The following is a 17,260-nucleotide window of genomic DNA, read 5'->3' as shown; positions in this document are numbered from 1 at the left end:
CGCTTTAATGTCAATAGTCTCCGCTCGCGCCAAGGCCGAGCTCGCTACTTCACGCCGGGGATCGCGACCGAGGCGCCCATGGACTTCGGATCTGGCCCGAAGTTGGCGATCTTCCACTCGCCATCCAGCTGCACCACCGTCACCTTCAGCACCATGACCTGTGTCGCACGCTCAGGCTGCTGCGCCGTCGCGCTCGTCTGATTGGCGATCACGACCATCGACCAAGGCTGCCCCGCCGACGGCGGGTTGCCGAGGTCACCGTCGAAAAGCGTGTACGCAACACTCCCGGTCGCCTCCATCCGCAGCTGCTGCTGCAGTTCGATGATCAACTGGCCGGCGCCGTTCGGACCTGTCGCGAACGTGTCTCCGAAGGTCTTCGTCGTCCCGACCGCGAGTTCCTTCACATAGTCCGGGGCCCGATTGAAATCGATCGTAATCGCCTTCGTGGTATACGCCTCCGCGGCCTTCCGAGCACTGGCGAGATCCTCCAGAGCCGACCGATTCTTCGCGACGGCGGCGTCGCGCTGGGCTCGTGCATCGGAAATCAGCCAGGCACCTCCTCCGGCCGCAATCGCCACTACCAGGCCTACCGACAACGCCTTCACTCGATTCGAGCCCAGCCTGCCACGCGGCGACGCCGCGACCGGCTTGTGCCCGGTCTCCTCCGAGGTGGGCGTGGAGTCAACCACCTCGTCCGCACCCCCGCGCTCGGAATCCGAGTCGACGGCTGCGCTGGACTCGGACGCGGTGGCGACCTCCGTCGTGCCTTCGCTCGACTCGACCTCAGACGACGCGGCGGTCTCTTCTGTTGACGCCTGATCAGCCTTCTCGGTCATCTCTCACTCCTCATCATCGGCAACAGCCTCGGCGTCATTTGACGCTCAGTTCGACCCGTGCAGGACCACCCACCGGGAACGCGCGGGCCCACATGTCGGTGAACGCCCCCACATTGACCCGGATACCGCGCAGTTGTGCCGTCGCCGGCGTCAACGTCGCGGACAACGCGCCGATTCCCGGCAGCATACGGTCCAGCTCGGCATACAGGGTGTTTAGCAGGGGCGTCACCACCGTGAAGGGATCGATCTCGACCGCGAGCCCGGCGAGTCGCCCCAGCTGCTCGATCAGCCCTCCCAGCGCCGGCGCGAGGCGGTCCACGATCGGCGCCGTCGTCCGAATCTTCTCGGCGGCCCCGGCGGCCGTCAACCGTTCATCGAGCAGCTGTCCCTGCCGGTATACGCCGCTGATGTTCTTCGATTTGTCGCGAACGGTGTCCGCCATGAGTCCGGCGATCACCTTGGTATTGTCCAGAGTCGTGCGATCCTGGGCTATCTGAACCATCAGGTCGGCGAGCCGTCGAACCGCCGCCGGGTCGATCATTTCGCCGAGGCGATCGATCTTGGCTGTCACGTCGCCCGCCGTCGCGATATCGGTGACCTGGCTCGCTGGGATACGTGATCCCGCGCTCAAGTAGGGTCCCGCCGACGTCTCGGGACGGAAGTCCACATATTGTTCGCCGGCCGCGGAAAGATTCCGTACGGACACTCCGGTCGATAGTGGGACACGTTGCGCGGAATCGAGTTCGACCTCGACACTGAGCCTGTCGGTGTGCGCCGTGATCGATCTAACCTTCCCGATCTGCAGCCCGTACAGCGTGACCACCGACGTATCCATGAGCCCCGCGGACTTGTTCATCTCGAGCTCCACCGTGTACGTATCCCGCGACAGATCAAGATGCAGGACCGAAGTCAACACGTATCCGCCGGACAGTAGTGCCACGACCACAAGAGTGGCGATCGACAGAATTCCCTTATGCATGTAACTACACCATCCCGATCGCACGCAGGAAGTCTGCCAGTGCCACGGCCTTGCCGTTCTTCTCGCCCACCTTCACCACGTTCACTTCCGCCGGTCCGCTCAGGAACGGGGCGATCTTCTTCGCGATGAGCTTGCTGATCAGATCCCCATTGGAAACCACCGATCGATCGATCTCGGCGAGCGTGGCGACCATCGGATCCAATGCAGACACTACAGCTTTAAGATCGCGGTACGTCGGCGGAGTCAGGAGTGCCCCGCCCGGCTTGGTCAGGAACCGTAGATCGGAAATCAGCTCGACGATCACCAGGAACAGCTCCTGGAGCTTTTTGAAGCGCTCCGGGCCCTGCGTGAGTCCGCGATCGATCACCTTGATCCGGTCGGTCAGATCCTGGAGAATGGCGGCGCCGTCACTGAGCAGTCCGTTCATGACAGCGGTGGACCGGCCCAGATCGACGATCTGCTTGGTGGCGTTCGACACGATCCTCGTCAGTTCCTGCGGATCCTTCGGCAGCGCCGCGTTGGTCTCGCGCATAGTCTGCTGCAACTTGGTGATAGCACCACCGTTGATGAGCTGCCCCATGCTGATGAAAACGGTCTCTACGTTGTCGGGCGGGGATGTCTGGGACATCGGGATAGTGGAACCGTCGGCGAGCATTGTGCCATTGCGGTTCCCCGCCTCCGACAACGCGATGTACAGGTCGCCCAGGAGAGTCGTTTGCCGAAGCTCGGCACGAGTCGACACCGGCAACTGCACGGTCTTTAGGATCGCCACCGTCGCGGTCGCGGACCGATTGTCCAGCTTGACCCGCTCAAGCCGCCCCACCTGGGAGCCGTTAGAGAGGACCTTCGCGCCTCCGGGAATGTTTAGCACATTGCTGAACTCGATGTTGACCTCATAGGTGTCGCCAGTGACTCCGTCCGGGACCGGTATCGATTCCATCGATACGGAGCACCCGGTGACGGTGATCATGATCGCCGCTAGCGCCATCGCGAGGAAACGCCGCATTACGGCCGTCATCGTGCACGTCCCAACATCAACTGGACCAGTCCGACATTCGACGAATCGACGATGCATCCGGCGGGCTTGTCAAGCGCCCGGCAGACGCCGGCCACGTCCGCGCCGCGAAGGTCGAACGACGGCGGCTTCCACATCACGCGGATGGCGCCGGTCTTCTTGTCGAAGATCTGGTCGGTCGCCGTACTCAACCCTGGGAGCTTCGCGATGATATCGGCGAGACTCGTGGCGTGCGGGGCCAATGTTTGCACCCACGGACCGAGGAACTTGAGAATCACGATCAGGCGATCGCCAACTTGGCCGGCCATTCGCGCCAACGGTGGGAGGAACGAGATCGCCGTCACGAGGTCCTTGCTGAATTCCTCCGAGAAGTAGGTGAAGGCAAGGATGGCGTCATTGACCGTTTGGACCAAGGTGCTCACCTCTGGCCACCGCTCATTCGCCGTCGTCGTCATGGTCTCGGAGTTCTCCACGAGGCGGCGCAGCACGGCGTCAGTCTCCGGCGCATCACCTTGGAGATGGACGAAGCTACGCATCATGTCGTTGATCTGTTGGCCGCGCTTCGACACTGCGGCATCGGCGGCGGCGACGAGCTCTCCGACCTCGTTCGTGGGCTTCGAACCCGACTGACTGGACACGAGGTCCGATCCGAGAAGGTCCCCCAATAGATTGCTGGTCGAAGTGAAGGTCTCGCTGATCCCTCGGGGGGTCCTGGTCCGGTTCACCGGAATACATGCCCCGGTCGACAGGGTCGGACCGGACGTGTACGCAGACGTGAACTCGATCCTCCGATCCGTCACAATCGAGCTGTCGATGACGACTGCTCCGACATCCGCGCTGAGCTGTACCTTCTTGTCGACGTTCAAAACCATGCGCACGCCGCCGTTCCGCGGCGTGATCTCCTTGATATTCCCCACAGGAATGCCCATCATGCTCACCGTGTTGCCGGTGTAGACGCCCACCGCATCGGTGAAGTCTGCGCACACCTCACGACGGTCACCGAGGACCCCATTGCGCTCGAGGTACCAGCCGGCGCCGACTCCCGCTGCCACGAGCAGGACGAGCACCAAGGCAGAGGCCCGAAGTATCCAGCCGCGATTCGAGACCTTCTTGAAGACCATCTCAGCACCTCTTCGCGGCATTAGGGACGCACACGCGCGCGCCCTGCACGCGCTGTCCGGATTGATCGACGGTCACCCCGTCCACCGTGAGCGACGTCCGCAGCCGTTCCAACACCCCGTCGACGTTCCGGAGGGTCGCGCCGATGGCATCGACCTGGGGCTGCAGCCGCGCCAGGATCTTCGACCCTTCAATGACGAACTTCTCGAATCCGACCTCGTAGAACGTCGTGATTCGATTGATCAGGATGAAGAACTTTCCGAGGTCGCTGAAGACTCGTCGCACCTGGTCGTACCGCGGCCCTAGCCCGACGCCCAGGTCACCCAAGCTCTTGATCAGCGCCATCAGCACGTTACGATCCTTTGTCGTGGCCGCCAGGTACTCGTCTGAGACCTTCATCGCGCCCTGCAGTTGTTCCGCGCGTTGGCCGAGTTCATCAGACAGCTTCGCCGCCGACTCCAGAATCGTCTCGATCGCGCCGGTGTCGCCGGTCAGCGTCTTCCGCGCCGAGACCACCACGGAGCGCAGTTTGGCGCCGTCGAGCTTCTCGACCTTGGGGGTGGCGGTCTCGATGATCGAACTGAGGTCGTAGGTACCCGTCACGCGCTCCTTGGGGATCACCGAGCTTCCCAGGAGCTTACCGCCTTTGGATGCCACCATGAGGTAACGGCCGCCCACGGGAGTCAGCATCTTGACCGCGATCGAGCTGGCATCGCCCATGCGGATGTCCCGCCGGACACTGAATTTCATTGCAACGTGGTCGCCGGCAAGTCGAACATCGTCGACTTTACCCACGGTTATCCCGGCTACGCGGACCTGATCTCCGGCGCGTACTCCCGAGGAGTTGCTGAGCTCCGCTCGGTAAGACGAGTACCCCGGAGGCTGCAGGTAGACGAACCCCAGTACCGCGGTGACGATCGCGACGATGATCGCTGCGCCGATCCCCAGTACGATCTCGTCCCGTCGATGCTCCTGGGCGGGCCGCAGGCGCCCGGCGCCGAGGAAGTCCCGACCTCTCTCCATCAACTCGTCGCAGTTCATTTGCACACCACCACCTTTCGTCCCCCTACTAGGACCTGCACGGTGTCCGAGAGGTCGATCCGGCCGTTGGAACAGACGAGTTCGGGCTTCTTATCCGGCGCAGCGGGGAGTTGCTCGTTCAACTTCTCCAGCAGACCCGGGATCGACTTGATTGCCTCGATGATCTCCGGCGTGGCCGGCACGAGCCGCTTCGCCATCGCCTCGAGAGCCGGGCGGTTGTTGTCGAGAGCACCGACCAGCGTTTGAAGAACGTCCACGAACTGCGGAAGCACGCCGTCGGCGTAGTCCAGCGATTCCTGGACCGCGGTCATCCTGGTCGTGAGCCGCAGAATCGCGTCGTTGAGGTTGGATACCAGCATCGCCACCCGTTCGGACCTGCCGCCGATCTGCTGAGACACGCGGTTCAGGTTCTCCACCATGAGCACGATCAACTCGTCTCGGTTCTTCGCGAAGCTGGCGATCTTCGAAATCGACTGTAGTGCAGGTGCCATCCCCGCGCCGTCCCCCTGGAGAACCAGCCCGACGTTCTCGGCGAACTTGTTCAGTTCCGCCGGGTCGAGGTCCCCGATCAATGGGGCAACACTGCTGAACAACTCGCTGATGTCGAAAGCCGATACGGTGCGTGCAGTCGTGATGAGTTGCCCCGGCTTCTGGCGCCCGTGCGCACCTTCTTTGCGGATGACCTCGAGGTAGCGCTGGCCGACGAGATTCTGGTACCGCACCGCGAACTCCGAGTTGTCGTCGGGGGCATGGTCTTTCTGCACTGTGAATCGCACACTGGCGAGTGTTCCGTCGACAGCGACGGATTCGACCTTGCCCACCGCGACGCCTGCCAGGCGCACAGAACTGCCCGCATACAAGCCCGAGGCGTCGTTGAAGACAGCTGTGTACGTGTCCTGCTTTCCCCCCACCGGAGCAACCATTGTGCGCGCCACCACGTACAGCGCCCCGCAGATCACCAGCGTGAACACCACGACACTGATGATCGCCGTTCGAAAGCGTGTCATCGCGCCCCCCCTACCTTCTGGATCAGCGCAGGCCCCGCGACCTGCGGGGCATTCGCGAGGATCAGCTCGACGTTCAGCCGGACTCTGCCGTCCTGCCCAGTGGTGAAGGCATCCGATGTACCCGCCAGAAGTGTCCCGAGGCGGTTGTAGGCATTCGGGATACTGCCGAGCGATACGACGGTCGGCGTTGCGACATCCAGAAGCAGGGCAATCAGACTGGTCAACGACTTCTCGTGCCTACTCAGGACGCCACCAATCCCGAGCACCAATTTCTTGGACAGGTCGCTGATCGCATCGTTGGCGGCCCTGAACATCTTCGGATCATCCATGAACGCCGACTTCGCGATAGCGAAATCGACGGTGTCCAGCACTGGAACCACAATGGGACGCAGACCGTTGACCATGTCCGCCATATGCGCCAGCAGATCGGGCATCGAAACCTTCTGATCGCGGGTGAGATCCGACGCAAGCGGCAGCAGCTCGCGGAGCAGCCTGACGTACGGATCCGAGTCATTGGAAAGGCGTTGCATGGATTCGAACACGGCAGGATCCCCGAGGATGCTGGTCAACTTGCCTGCCCGGTTGAGCACGTTCGTCAACGTGCCGAGCGCCGTGTCGGTGCGCACGTTGAGAACCTGGTTGTCACGGAGCTTCTGCCCCCGCTGCGGACCGGGGACGAACTCGATGTCGGTCGCGGTGAAGATGCTCGCCGCAGTGTAGATCGGCACGACGTCGGTGGTGAGTGCGGGTGCCTGCGCAGGATCGATCGTCAGAACAACTCGCTGCTTCCCGGCGTTCGTAACCGTGACGCTCTCGACCTTGCCGATGCGCAGCGTGCGGAAACGAACGTCGGTTCCGGCCTTGAGCCCGTCGCCAACTCGATCGGACATCAAAGTCACCGTGAACGTCTCTCTGAACCCGCCTTTCGTCCAGAAGGTCAAAAGGGAACCAAGGAGAACCGTCACGATGAGGACGATCACACCTGTTCGGGCCAACACTCCCACGGACGGCTCTCGCCCCGATGGGTCTTTGTAGAGCGCCATGATCTACCCCGTGATCCTCATGCCAGAATCGAAGCCCCAGAACAACAGCGTCATCAGCATGTCAAGTGATACGACTGCAACCAGGCTCGCTCGGATCGCGCGGCCGGCGGCCACACCCACACCTTCAGGCCCGCCGGTCGCATAGAAACCCTGGTAACTATGGATCAAGACCACCGCAATCGCGAACACCATGGCCTTGATCAACGAGAAGACGATGTCTGAAATGCCGATGAACGACGAGAAATAGTGCGAATAGGTGCCGCTCGACTGGCCGTTCACGACCGAGACCATCACCTCACAGGTGAGGTACGCGACCACCAACGTCAGCAGATAGAGCGGAAGGATCGCGACGACTCCCGCAATGATTCTCGTCGTGACCACGAAAGGAATCGGCCGTATCGCGAATCCCTCAAGGGCGTCAAGCTCCTCAGCCATCCGCATCGCGCCGATCTCCGCGGTGATCCGGCATCCGACCTGCGCCGCGAATCCGATCGCGGCGATCAACGGACCAAGTTCCCTGGTGGTCGCGTAAGCCGAGATCACTCCAGTGAGCGGCCCCATGTTCACCATGTCGAGCAGGGAGAAGCCCTGGATGGCAATGGTGCCGCCCATGGCGAGCCCCATGAACGCTAGGACTCCGAGCATCCCGCCGCCGACCACGATCGCCCCGTTACCGAACACGACCGACGAGATGTGCGCAAGCACGTGCTTGGGGTAGGTCACGAGCACGAACGGAATCGCCCGCAGACTCAAAGCAATGAACCTGGCCTGGTGCCCGACCATCGCTGCCGCGGTGACGGGCTTGGAGCCGACCGCCGCCGCAGTGCGCCATGCCTTACCGAGCCCGAACGGCGCGTAGGGGGCGGCCATCAGACGATCGTCCGAGCCGGGAAGAACATGGTGGTTAACTGGGTGAGCGCGAGATTCAATCCGAACGCGGCGATCACTCCGATGACAACGGCGGCGTTTACGGAATCGGCGACAGCCTTCGCACCGAACTTGGTCTCCAAACCACGCTGACACGCGACGATCGCGACGGTGAATCCGAAGACGATCGACTTCCCGACGGCGATGACGATGTCGGTCAGGGACGAGAACGAGGAGAACGAGGAGAGATAGGACCCCGGCGTCACATCCATGAAGAGGATCGAGATGAAGTACCCCGTGGTGACGCCCATGATGATCGCGAGAAAGCAGATCAGCGGCGCCACGCCCACCATGGCCAGGACCCGGGGCGCAACGAGCCGTCGGATCGGGTCGATTCCCATCGTCCTGAGCGCGTCGATCTCCTCACGTATGGTCCGCGCCCCCAGGTCTGCGGCGACTGCTGCACCTGCCGCTCCCCCGAGCAGCAGCGCGGAGACTATAGGCGCACCCTGCTGAATGACGCCGAGCCCTCCTGCGGCGCCCGAGATGCTGGTCGCGCCGACCTGCTGCGTGAGGCTGCCCACCTGGGCCGCGACAATCACGCCGAACGGGATCGCCACGAGAACCGTCGGCGTGGCTGTCACGGTGATGATGAACCAAGCCTGCCGGATGCACTCTCGCCAGGAGAACCGTCCCCTCACGATGTCGGTCGCCATGTAGAACAGCGCCCCGACGGCCATTTGAATCGCCCGGCCGAACGTCGCCATCGAATCGACGACGGTTCGCGTGAGGTAGCCCCTGACACGGCCTGCCGCATGGTCGATCGTTGCGATCATGCTGCCCGCCTTGCGGTCTCGACAAGGTTCGTCCGAATGTGGTCCACCAAAGCGGCGACGGCGACTCGCGCTTCGGGGAGCACGTCGGCTGCGATCTGGAAGACATGGACTTGCCCGGGGAAGACTTGGAGATGCGCGGCTCCCCCGGCGGCCACGATCCGCTCCACCATTCCCTCAGCGTCGGGCTGCAACATCTCACCCCCGCCGACTTGGATCAACGTGGGAGGCAGCGCCGCAATATCAGCATCGGGCGCTGCCACCGGTAGGCGCAGGATCGCCTCTGCGGCAACCGGATCTCTCTCAGCTGCGACGGAGAGCTTCCTGATCGCTTCGAAGGCCCGGGGCGGAAACAGCGGATCGCGACCCGCGTTGATTCCAGCGAGTTTGGTAGTCGGATCAATATCAACCAAGGGCGAGATGCAGGCCACCGCACCCGGCGAACCCAATCCGCGGCGTCGTCCCTGCAGGGCCACCTGCAGCGCGAGGTGTCCGCCGGCGGAATCTCCCACCACCGCGATGAGGTCCCCGGGAATCCCCCCGTCCAACAGCCGACGATAGCCGTCGAGGCAGTCTTCGAGCGCCTCGGTCACGGGGACGCCCGGCAGCTTGCGATAGTTCACCGCAAGGGCAGGCAGCCCAGTATCGCGAACCAGCCGTGAAACGAGTCGGCGATGTGAACGCAAGCCGCCCACGACCCAGGCGCCGCCGTGCAGATAGAGGATCGCCCCACCAGGTTCCGCTCCTACGGGCCTAGAGTATTCGGCCTCGCAGTGGCGGAGCCGAACTCGCGTGCGTTCCACACCCCGTACCGCAGGAAGGAAGACTGCGGCCATGTCGACGACCCGATACGGCCAGGGCAGGCTCGGGTGATGCGCCCATACGTCGATCACAGGCCGGGCGAACAGACGCGCTAGCAGCGCACCGAAGCGCGCTCGGTAGCCGGCAGTCGGGTACACCGTCGTGACACCAGACAACCCTCGGTTGTGATTGCCACCATTGTGGGGACTCATACGTGACCCTCCTCGCATCGCACCCGATCAGTATATATCAGACTGATGCCTCAGTCTCGTAATTCGCAGAGATCACCGAACTGGCCGTTGTGCCCACAGACCTAAAGTGCCCGCCAGTCGGCGATCGCAAGTCCCATCTCAGTGCTGGGCGCTCCGAGGCCGAGCGTCTCCCGTGCGATCCTCGACCACGGAGCGGTCGCCCGAAGCTGGCCAAGCAAGGCGCACGTGGACAGTTCGTTCCGACGCCCCAACGCATGCGCCTCGTGCATCATCTGCCCCGCCAGACGATCGCGGAATCCGCCCTCTGGCATAAACGCTCCTGTTGCCGATCTGCGAGCTCGGTCCGGTGTAATCTCAACGTCGCCATCCACGAAGTGCCACCCGACGACCTCCCGGGCGTATTCCGCGAAGTCATGTGGCGTCATGACATCCGGGCGGCGGATGAACCCGAACTCCACGGCGATCCTGTGCGCGGCCGGCCAGTCCTCGTCCAGAATCGCTCCGAACAGAGCCCGCTCGAATCCGTGCTCTTCCGCGGTCAGCTGAACACACATCCCGAAGTCGATGAAGCCGACACGTCCATCGTCCAGCAACATGACGTTGCCGGGATGCGGATCGGCACAGAACTTGCCCACCTCGTACATTTCGCCGCAGTAGAATCGGTAGACCGCTTCTCCCACCCGATTTCGTACACCCGCCGACCAGCCTCCGGCAGCGCTCAGCGGCTGCCCCTCAAGGAATTCCATCACCAGCACACGTTGAGTGCACAGTTCTTCGATCGGCCGAGGGATCCTGATCGCCGGGTGTCCTCGGAATCGATCGGCGAAGTACGTCAGATTGCGGAGTTCGGCATCGAAGTCCAGCTCGCCGGCGACTTGATCTGCCACCTCATCGACCAGCTCCTTGGCGTTCGCGGTCGGGATATGTTTGCCGAGCACCTTCACTAGAAGTCGCAGGTTCTTCAAGTCCGCCTTCACCATTCGGTCGATCCGCGGATATTGGATCTTCACCGCGACAAGAGTGCCGTCCGTGAGGGTACCCTTATACACCTGCCCGATCGAAGCGGCAGCGATCGGCCCCTCGATGCTGGCGAGCTGCGATCGTCGCGATCCCAGCTCGGCCGCAAGGAGCTCCATCATGGCGACGTCATTCCATCTCGGCGCCGCGGCGAAGAGCGGCTGAAGACGCGCCGCGAACTGTTCGTGCGCCTCCGAACTCGCCAAACCGATATCGACCACGGCCAGCAGCTGCCCCAGCTTCATCGCCGCGCCCCGCATTCCGCCCAGCACCACCACGAGATCGTCCGCGAGATCGAGAATCGCTTTGTCCCGCACCGCCCGGTCGACAGCCTCGTCGCGAAAGGTCGCCGATGCCGCGACGGTCGCGGTCCGCACCGCATGCTTGACCGCGACCGTCCCCAGTTGGGCGCCGCGGCGAACTCTGCTCACCGACCAGCCTGCCTGGTCGATAGGTCCTGAGCCCGAACCGGCCTTCAAAACCTCACCCGGATCCCTGCATGTTTGACATACCGCTTCACGCCATCAAGCGTAGCGAATCAAGTGTCAGTTCAGGCTGTTTCCGGAAATGCGAGTCCACCTCGAAGTTCCATCGAACCCCCGAGGCCCAGACGCCGCCCCTGTCCAACACCCTGTGCGGATCCCGAGAATCGGAGTACTGCGTGGCAGCACTATCGTAGACTGACACCTCAGTCGCATAATGTTGACTGGGGTTGGGTGGCGCAACCAGTCACAACCTCTGATCCAGACCTCAACAGGAGTACGCACAGTGAATCCACTCTTCATCGCTGCCGGTGCAGCCGTCATCGTTGCCGCTGCAATCGGCGCGGCGATCCTCATCGGACTGGCGTCGGGGCCGAACGGACCGCGCCGCTCCCCCCTCCACCTTCCGCCCGGCGACGTCTCACGGTTCCTCGCGAAGGACGCCACTTGGACGGCGACGGCGCAGGTCGCGGTGCGGGGCACACCCGACGCAATCTGGAGCGTGATCGATTCCGCGGCACCGTCTGATATCCGGGCGACTCGACTCAAGATGGTAAGCTTCGAAGAGCGCATCGTGGACCGACGTCCCAGCGACGAGCTCACCACGATCGGGACTGGAATCTCCATCCCGCTCATCATTTCTTCCTTCGCCCAGCGGTTCACCATCCACGCCGAGGGAACGCAGACTATGGTTCGATGGACGGTTGCCGCCACTCCGAAATGGGTGGGATTCCTGCCGTTGCGATGGACCGGCGTGTTCGCCCGGCCTGCGATGAAAACAGTGTTGAAATACCGGCTTCGATCGGCCTGACCCAACTGGGTCCGACGCTCGCATCCCGCAGCGGCAGGGCTCACTGACATCTTTCCTGCAATGTGAAGCTTTGCTACTGACGATTACCGGAGGTGTCGAGTCAAACGCTTAGGTAGCAACGTCCCATCGGCAAGCGGCTCGCCCGACCACGAAGCCTCGGAGTGGGATAGATCGTTGTCGCAGGACTGAATGGAGGCCATGTCACCCCCCACACATCAGAGGAGCCCTACCGCTCACCCCCGTCAGGTAAGCAGCGGCCCACACTCGTCAGCGGCGGTCGGATTGCCCCCGGGCAACTTCGTGTTGACGCATCAGGAGCGACAGTGACGCACCAGGTCTAGCTCTAGGCCTCCAAGGCAGCAGCCAACACTGCGCTGACGCTGTCTCTGAGCAGGCGTGTCGTCGTGGATCGAGGCGGGCGTGGGGCGACCTGCGCTGCGGCCCATAATGCTGGCGACGAGTGGAACGCGGATGTTACCAAGCCAAGAATGAGAGCCAGGACTTCCGGCTCGCGGCCCCCGAACCTGTGGCCGAGGGCATCGATCTTCGCGCGATAGGTGGCAACCTCGTCGGTGGTAGAAATAGGCCGTTCGAGGTTCGCCCAGCTCATGAGCCGCATCGTATCGGGGGCGTGCGCGAGGTAGTCGTGGAGCTGGGCCGCGTAGCCTGGGAGGTCATCGGGGGTGAAGTGCACGGCTTCAGCCATCTCGGAGAGCACGCCGGCCACAACGATGTCAAACAGCTGTTCTTTGGGGCCGAAATGAACATAGATCGAGCGCTTGTTCGCCCTAGCCTGTTCCGCGATGCGATCGATTCGGGCACCGGCAAACCCGGATTGCGCGAACTCACTCCGCGCCGCGGTGAGAATGCGCCGCTTCGTATCCGAGGCGTCAGGCGGCATCCGTCCAGTATAGCCTGCCGAACATCATAACTAACCAGTTATTGACATTGCGGCCGCTTTCAGACAAGCTGGGTAAACACCCCACATCACTGAAGGGACAACTAATGTCGAAGAAGATCCTGATCACCGGTGCTAGCTCCGGTTTCGGCCGTGGCAGCGCGATCGAGCTCGCCCGCGCCGGCCACACGGTGGTCGCGACGGCGGAGACCTGGCCCCAGGTACGCGGGCTCCGTGCGGACGCCGCGGAGGCGGGCGTCGAGCTTGAGGTGATCAAGCTCAATCTGCTCGACGACATCGACATCGGGCATGCCGCAAAGTTCGACCCGGACGTGCTGGTGCTCAACGCCGGCGTGATGGAGGCCGGATCGGTGGTCGATATCCCGCTCGAGCGAGTCCGCGAATCGTTCGAGATCAACGTCATAGGCCACTTGGCTCTGGTACAGGCGATCGTTCCGAAGATGGTCGCCCGCAAGTCCGGCAAGGTGGTGTGGACCTCGTCAATGGGAGGCATCCTCGTCGTGCCCTTCCTCGGCGCCTACTGCGCGACCAAGCACGCCATCGAGGCCATCGCCGGCTCGATGAAGGCCGAGCTCGCGCCGCACGGCGTCCAGGTCGCGACCGTGAACCCCGGCGTCTTCGGCACCGGGTTCAACGACACCGGGGCCGAGAGCTACGTGCAATGGTATGACCCCGATACGGCCGTCGTACCGATGCCCGACTTCGGCGACAGCCTCGAGAACCAGGCCGACCCGCAGGAGATGATCGACGCGATGGTGGAGATCATCCCGGCCGACGAGCACCTATACCGAACCATGCGGCCGCTCACGACGATCGACGCCGCCAAGGAGTGGCAGGACACGGAGTGGACGCAGAATGCCTGATATCACTCTCGACCACGCGAATCGCCTAATTGCCGAAGGGGTGTCCGCAGCACGCACGGAGGGACTGAATGCGGTCTTCGCCGTCATGGACAAGGGCGCCAATCTCGTCGCCTTCGTTCGGATGGACGGTGCCTGGCTGGCCTCGAACGAGCTGGCGCAGGCGAAGGCCCGAACCTCGGTGATGTTCCAAGCGCCGACGGAGGCGCTCGCCGCGCCGGTGGAAATCGGCGCTCCGGCAACGCATTTCGACCATATCCACTCCCCCGGCTTACTCCTGATGGGGGGTGGTGTGCCGCTGTTCGACGACGACGGTGCACTCATCGGTGGTCTCGGCGCGTCCGGGGGCACGCCCGAACAAGACGCGGCTCTCGCTCGCGCCGCCATCGCGGCTTGATCCGAGGGGGCAGTGTGCTCGCGCGCAGCGGCACACTGCCCCCGTTTGCAGCAACCGCTGCCGGAGCAAACTCGTCGAGCCGAACCTGCACAAAGGATGCAACCTCATAGCTCTTGACAAAGAGCGGCGTCACTCTACTGAACCGAGGCGCCGTAGTGCACACTGCAGCGAAGTATGGGCGGGGGCGGCTGCCGATCTCCATACACACGAGCGAGGCAGCAGTTTGGCGAGCCAGAGCGAAACCTTGGCAGCAACTGGGGACCCACACGCCCAGCAGCCACGCATACTAGGAGACAGATGGCCGCCGTTAAGATCCCTGCACCTATCGACGCCTTCATTAACGCGGTCAATGCCGGCGACGAGACCGCATTCTTCCCGCTCCAGTTTCGTCGACCACTCGGATCGAGTCTCCCAGGCCGCGCCGCCATTAAATACTGGCGCAGCATCGACCCTACCGGAGCTAGCGGGTCCTCACCCACCGCCGCAGCAACCAACAACGGACAAACCATCAGCCGGCGACTTAAGCAGCAACCACCACACCGCGAGCGTCCGACGATTTACCTCGGCGTTGGAATTAAGAAAAAATGCGCTGATGACGATTCGTAATCTATAGTCATCCGCGAACCGCGCGGACTACTCTCGCACAATTCTGGAGGGCAATCGCGTGCGGACGCCTAGTATTAGCATTCTAGATATCGCGGTGACCTGCACATTTCTGGCCATCGGATGCCGCCAAGAGTACACCGGAATACGAAGAGCGGCGGTATCTTTCGTGGCCTTCTTGGTCGCAGCGATGGCAGGCGACCTCGCTCTCTTGCTCCTATGGCTCGAGCCCCTGGGGCGAACCATCAAAATGATCATCAACGTTCTTCCCACGGTATGCACCGTTGATGTAGGCCCTTCCTCACATAAGGCTCAGGGTGGGCGAAGCCGACAGCGCAATGTTAAAGCTATCGCGACAATGGATGCCCGCGCACTGGGCGCGCAGCTACTGACTACTTAGGAGAATTTATTGGCTCAATCCACACTTCCAGACTACGCGAACAGATTCTTCGATGCGATCAACCGTCAAGATTCATCCGCCTTCCTGGACGCATTCACACCCGACGGAATTGTCGACGACTGGGGGCGCACGTATACCGGCCGCGATTCCATCAGGTCCTGGAGCGACAAAGAGCTCATCGGCGCGGGAGGCATATTTACCCCCCAGAGGGTGAAGAACAGGAAGAATGGTGTCATCACCGTGACCGGCGTGTATCGCAGCGGCCACATCAACGGGCTCAACTCCTTTACGCTCCAGCAGCGGGACGGAAAGCTCACCAAAGTGAAGATCCGTAAGGCGTGGAAGACCCCATCGATGTGGTTCGCAAATAACCCTTGATCATGGTTCAATAGACCGCGCCGGTGCGCCAGCATCGTTAGTGAAGCATTCGTCCATGCCACGCCCCTGAAGGGTACGAATACCGTGAAAGTTGTACTGGCGTTCACTATGCCGGGTGTGGCATTCGCTTCTCTGTTCGAGTTTCGTTTAGTCGGCGATCCAGGCGCCTTGCCACACGGCTGGCGTTGATCGCGGTCGCCGTCGCAGCAGGCGTGGTCGTGGTGGCAGGTGCGCTGCAGGTTCGACTTGCGGCCTCTCGGGTCGGGACGATTGCGACTCGCACGTTAGTCGGGGCAGACGTAATGATGTTGGCAGGGGCCGCTTTCGGCGCCGTAGATATGGCCCGCATCAATGCGCCGTAAATGACCGGGATGGATCATCGATGTGGCACCGATTGGGTGGGCAGTGGCCGCGGTGTCAGCCGTTCAGTATCGGCGCCGACAGCGCGAGTGAACTACGTCGACAGCAGGCTGACCAATGTGCCTGACGTGTGCTTGCCTCCCGTAGCCGCGATCCATGAGGAGGGCGACCCCTCCGCGGGCACGCCGAGAGTTGAGCCACCGAGCGGTCCGCAGGTACTCGCGCTCCTCATGGGCGAGAGGTTCAGAGTGGAAGGGAAATGTGATGGCCGACGAAATGAGTCTGTTCGAGGCACCGTTCGCCCCGCGGGCGGCCTCGCTGGCCCCGTGTGTGCGGACCTACGCTCTGAGGGCGTCGCCGATCTCGACGTACGCAGCCACCCACCGGGCCATATTTTGCATCGAAGGGTATATTCGCCTGTATGGATCGATGCTTGCGAGTGAGCATGTAGGCCGCTCAGCGCGACCCTCAATTGGCGAAGCTCGCCCGCCGAGCGCTCCAGTCCCGCCGAGAGTCGCTACGCAACCATTCCGCACCCACTCTCCGCGGCAAGCTAGCCGTCAGTCTCCCTCCTCGCTCACGATGAACTCTGCCGTGGCGTCGCACTTCACAGCCTTCGGCCAGGTGGCTGGCCCACGCAGGTGCAGTATCCACTCTGAACTCGGCAAGTGGGTACTGCCAGCCACCGTCCAATGAACATTCCCAATTAGGACGCGCCCTCCATCCTGATCTGCAATGCCCTCTACATGAACCGTCCCGGCTTTCCTGCCGGTGGTTTACGTGTGGGCGGGTAGCTCACACACGTCTTGCTGGTCAGCGTAGTGGGCGGTTTCGTATTCGTCCGGGGTGAGCATTCCGAGGCTGCCGTGCAGCCGTCGGGTGTTGTACCAGTGAAACCATGCAGCAGTGGCGAATTCAACGTCCTTACTGGTCTTGTAGGGACGCTGGTGAAAGACGTCGGTGCGGACGCATTCGGTTTTGTAGATGCCGTTGACGGTCTCCATCAGGGCGTTGTCGTAGGCATCGCCGACGGAGCCGATCGAGGGGCGGATCCCTTGAAGGTGCAGGTGCTCGGTGAACCTGATCGACGTGTACTGCGATCCGGCATCGGAGTGCGCGATGAGCTGGTTCTTTTCGATGGGGTGCCCGGCCCGGTCGCGCTGCCACAGGGCCATCCGGACGGGGACATCGACGAGCTCGACATCGCGGCGGGTGGAGATGTTCCAGCCGACGATCCGCTGCGAGAAGCAGGTCCACGACGAACGCGACGTAGGTGAAGC

17 protein-coding genes and 1 pseudogene are annotated in these 17,260 nt (G+C 62.6%); 5 read left to right on the top strand and 13 right to left on the bottom strand.

Annotation, left to right across the window (positions count from 1 at the left end; translation table 11 throughout):
* Positions 1–44 precede the first annotated feature (44 nt).
* From ACLQ3K_RS25375 to ACLQ3K_RS25325, 11 genes are all read right to left on the bottom strand, one after another.
* Complete coding sequence (locus ACLQ3K_RS25375) at positions 45–836, bottom strand: hypothetical protein (protein WP_326483060.1); 792 nt, start codon at positions 834–836, stop codon at positions 45–47.
* Positions 837–870: 34 nt separating this feature from the next.
* A complete protein-coding gene (locus ACLQ3K_RS25370) occupies positions 871–1,776 on the bottom strand; it encodes an MlaD family protein (RefSeq protein ID WP_326483059.1) in 906 nt (301 codons plus the stop codon).
* 43 nt (positions 1,777–1,819) lie between these two features.
* Positions 1,820–2,785, bottom strand: coding sequence for an MlaD family protein (locus ACLQ3K_RS25365; RefSeq protein WP_426002157.1), 966 nt, complete (start codon positions 2,783–2,785; stop codon positions 1,820–1,822).
* Positions 2,786–2,829: 44 nt separating this feature from the next.
* Positions 2,830–3,951: an MlaD family protein gene (locus ACLQ3K_RS25360; protein ID WP_326483057.1), complete on the bottom strand. Its 1,122-nt coding sequence runs from the start codon at positions 3,949–3,951 to the stop codon at positions 2,830–2,832.
* A 1-nt stretch (position 3,952) separates the two neighbouring features.
* The gene (locus ACLQ3K_RS25355) at positions 3,953–4,990 is read right to left on the bottom strand and encodes an MlaD family protein (protein ID WP_326483056.1); all 1,038 of its coding nucleotides are present in this window, start codon (positions 4,988–4,990) and stop codon (positions 3,953–3,955) included.
* Positions 4,987–5,997 (bottom strand): MCE family protein, encoded by a 1,011-nt coding sequence (locus ACLQ3K_RS25350; RefSeq protein ID WP_326483055.1) that lies wholly within the window; start codon positions 5,995–5,997, stop codon positions 4,987–4,989. Before ACLQ3K_RS25350 ends, ACLQ3K_RS25355 begins: the two co-directional genes overlap by 4 nt.
* Positions 5,994–7,040: an MlaD family protein gene (locus tag ACLQ3K_RS25345; RefSeq protein WP_326483054.1), complete on the bottom strand. Its 1,047-nt coding sequence runs from the start codon at positions 7,038–7,040 to the stop codon at positions 5,994–5,996. The genes ACLQ3K_RS25350 and ACLQ3K_RS25345 overlap by 4 nt, the downstream gene beginning before the upstream one ends.
* 3 nt (positions 7,041–7,043) lie before the next feature.
* Positions 7,044–7,910, bottom strand: a complete 867-nt coding sequence (locus ACLQ3K_RS25340) for an ABC transporter permease (protein ID WP_326483053.1) — start codon at positions 7,908–7,910, stop codon at positions 7,044–7,046.
* Positions 7,910–8,743 carry an ABC transporter permease gene (locus ACLQ3K_RS25335; RefSeq protein ID WP_326483052.1) on the bottom strand — a complete coding sequence of 278 codons (834 nt, stop codon included), beginning with the start codon at positions 8,741–8,743 and terminating at the stop codon, positions 7,910–7,912. The genes ACLQ3K_RS25340 and ACLQ3K_RS25335 overlap by 1 nt, the downstream gene beginning before the upstream one ends.
* A complete protein-coding gene (locus ACLQ3K_RS25330) occupies positions 8,740–9,753 on the bottom strand; it encodes an alpha/beta hydrolase (protein WP_326483051.1) in 1,014 nt (337 codons plus the stop codon). The genes ACLQ3K_RS25335 and ACLQ3K_RS25330 overlap by 4 nt, the downstream gene beginning before the upstream one ends.
* 101 nt (positions 9,754–9,854) lie before the next feature.
* A complete protein-coding gene (locus tag ACLQ3K_RS25325; RefSeq protein ID WP_326483050.1) occupies positions 9,855–11,201 on the bottom strand; it encodes an AarF/ABC1/UbiB kinase family protein in 1,347 nt (448 codons plus the stop codon).
* Positions 11,202–11,538: 337 nt separating this feature from the next.
* Between ACLQ3K_RS25325 and ACLQ3K_RS25320 the strand changes: the two genes are divergently transcribed.
* Positions 11,539–12,063: an SRPBCC family protein gene (locus ACLQ3K_RS25320; protein WP_326483049.1), complete on the top strand. Its 525-nt coding sequence runs from the start codon at positions 11,539–11,541 to the stop codon at positions 12,061–12,063.
* Positions 12,064–12,406: 343 nt separating this feature from the next.
* Here the strand turns inward: ACLQ3K_RS25320 and ACLQ3K_RS25315 are convergent, their stop codons facing one another.
* Positions 12,407–12,964 (bottom strand): TetR/AcrR family transcriptional regulator, encoded by a 558-nt coding sequence (locus ACLQ3K_RS25315; RefSeq protein ID WP_426002156.1) that lies wholly within the window; start codon positions 12,962–12,964, stop codon positions 12,407–12,409.
* A 104-nt stretch (positions 12,965–13,068) separates the two neighbouring features.
* Here ACLQ3K_RS25315 and ACLQ3K_RS25310 point away from each other — a divergent pair, with 104 nt between their 5' ends.
* The 4 genes from ACLQ3K_RS25310 (at position 13,069) to ACLQ3K_RS25295 (ending at position 15,620) form a co-directional block, all read left to right on the top strand.
* The gene (locus tag ACLQ3K_RS25310) at positions 13,069–13,845 is read left to right on the top strand and encodes an SDR family oxidoreductase (protein ID WP_326483047.1); all 777 of its coding nucleotides are present in this window, start codon (positions 13,069–13,071) and stop codon (positions 13,843–13,845) included.
* Complete coding sequence (locus tag ACLQ3K_RS25305) at positions 13,838–14,239, top strand: heme-binding protein (protein WP_326483046.1); 402 nt, start codon at positions 13,838–13,840, stop codon at positions 14,237–14,239. The genes ACLQ3K_RS25310 and ACLQ3K_RS25305 overlap by 8 nt, the downstream gene beginning before the upstream one ends.
* A gap of 297 nt (positions 14,240–14,536) precedes the next feature.
* Positions 14,537–14,845: a hypothetical protein gene (locus tag ACLQ3K_RS25300; RefSeq protein ID WP_426002155.1), complete on the top strand. Its 309-nt coding sequence runs from the start codon at positions 14,537–14,539 to the stop codon at positions 14,843–14,845.
* 406 nt (positions 14,846–15,251) lie between these two features.
* Positions 15,252–15,620, top strand: coding sequence for a nuclear transport factor 2 family protein (locus ACLQ3K_RS25295; protein WP_326483045.1), 369 nt, complete (start codon positions 15,252–15,254; stop codon positions 15,618–15,620).
* Between the two features lie 1,136 nt (positions 15,621–16,756).
* On the opposite strand, the pseudogene ACLQ3K_RS25290 reads toward ACLQ3K_RS25295, so the two are convergent.
* A pseudogene (locus ACLQ3K_RS25290) lies at positions 16,757–17,260 on the bottom strand (transposase); the annotation flags it as partial.

It is taken from the genome of Tsukamurella sp. DT100 (assembly GCF_049844855.1).
GTDB lineage: Bacteria > Actinomycetota > Actinomycetes > Mycobacteriales > Mycobacteriaceae > Tsukamurella.
The sequence above is the reverse complement of the archived record's forward strand: the minus strand, read 5'-3'. Positions and strand labels throughout refer to the sequence as shown.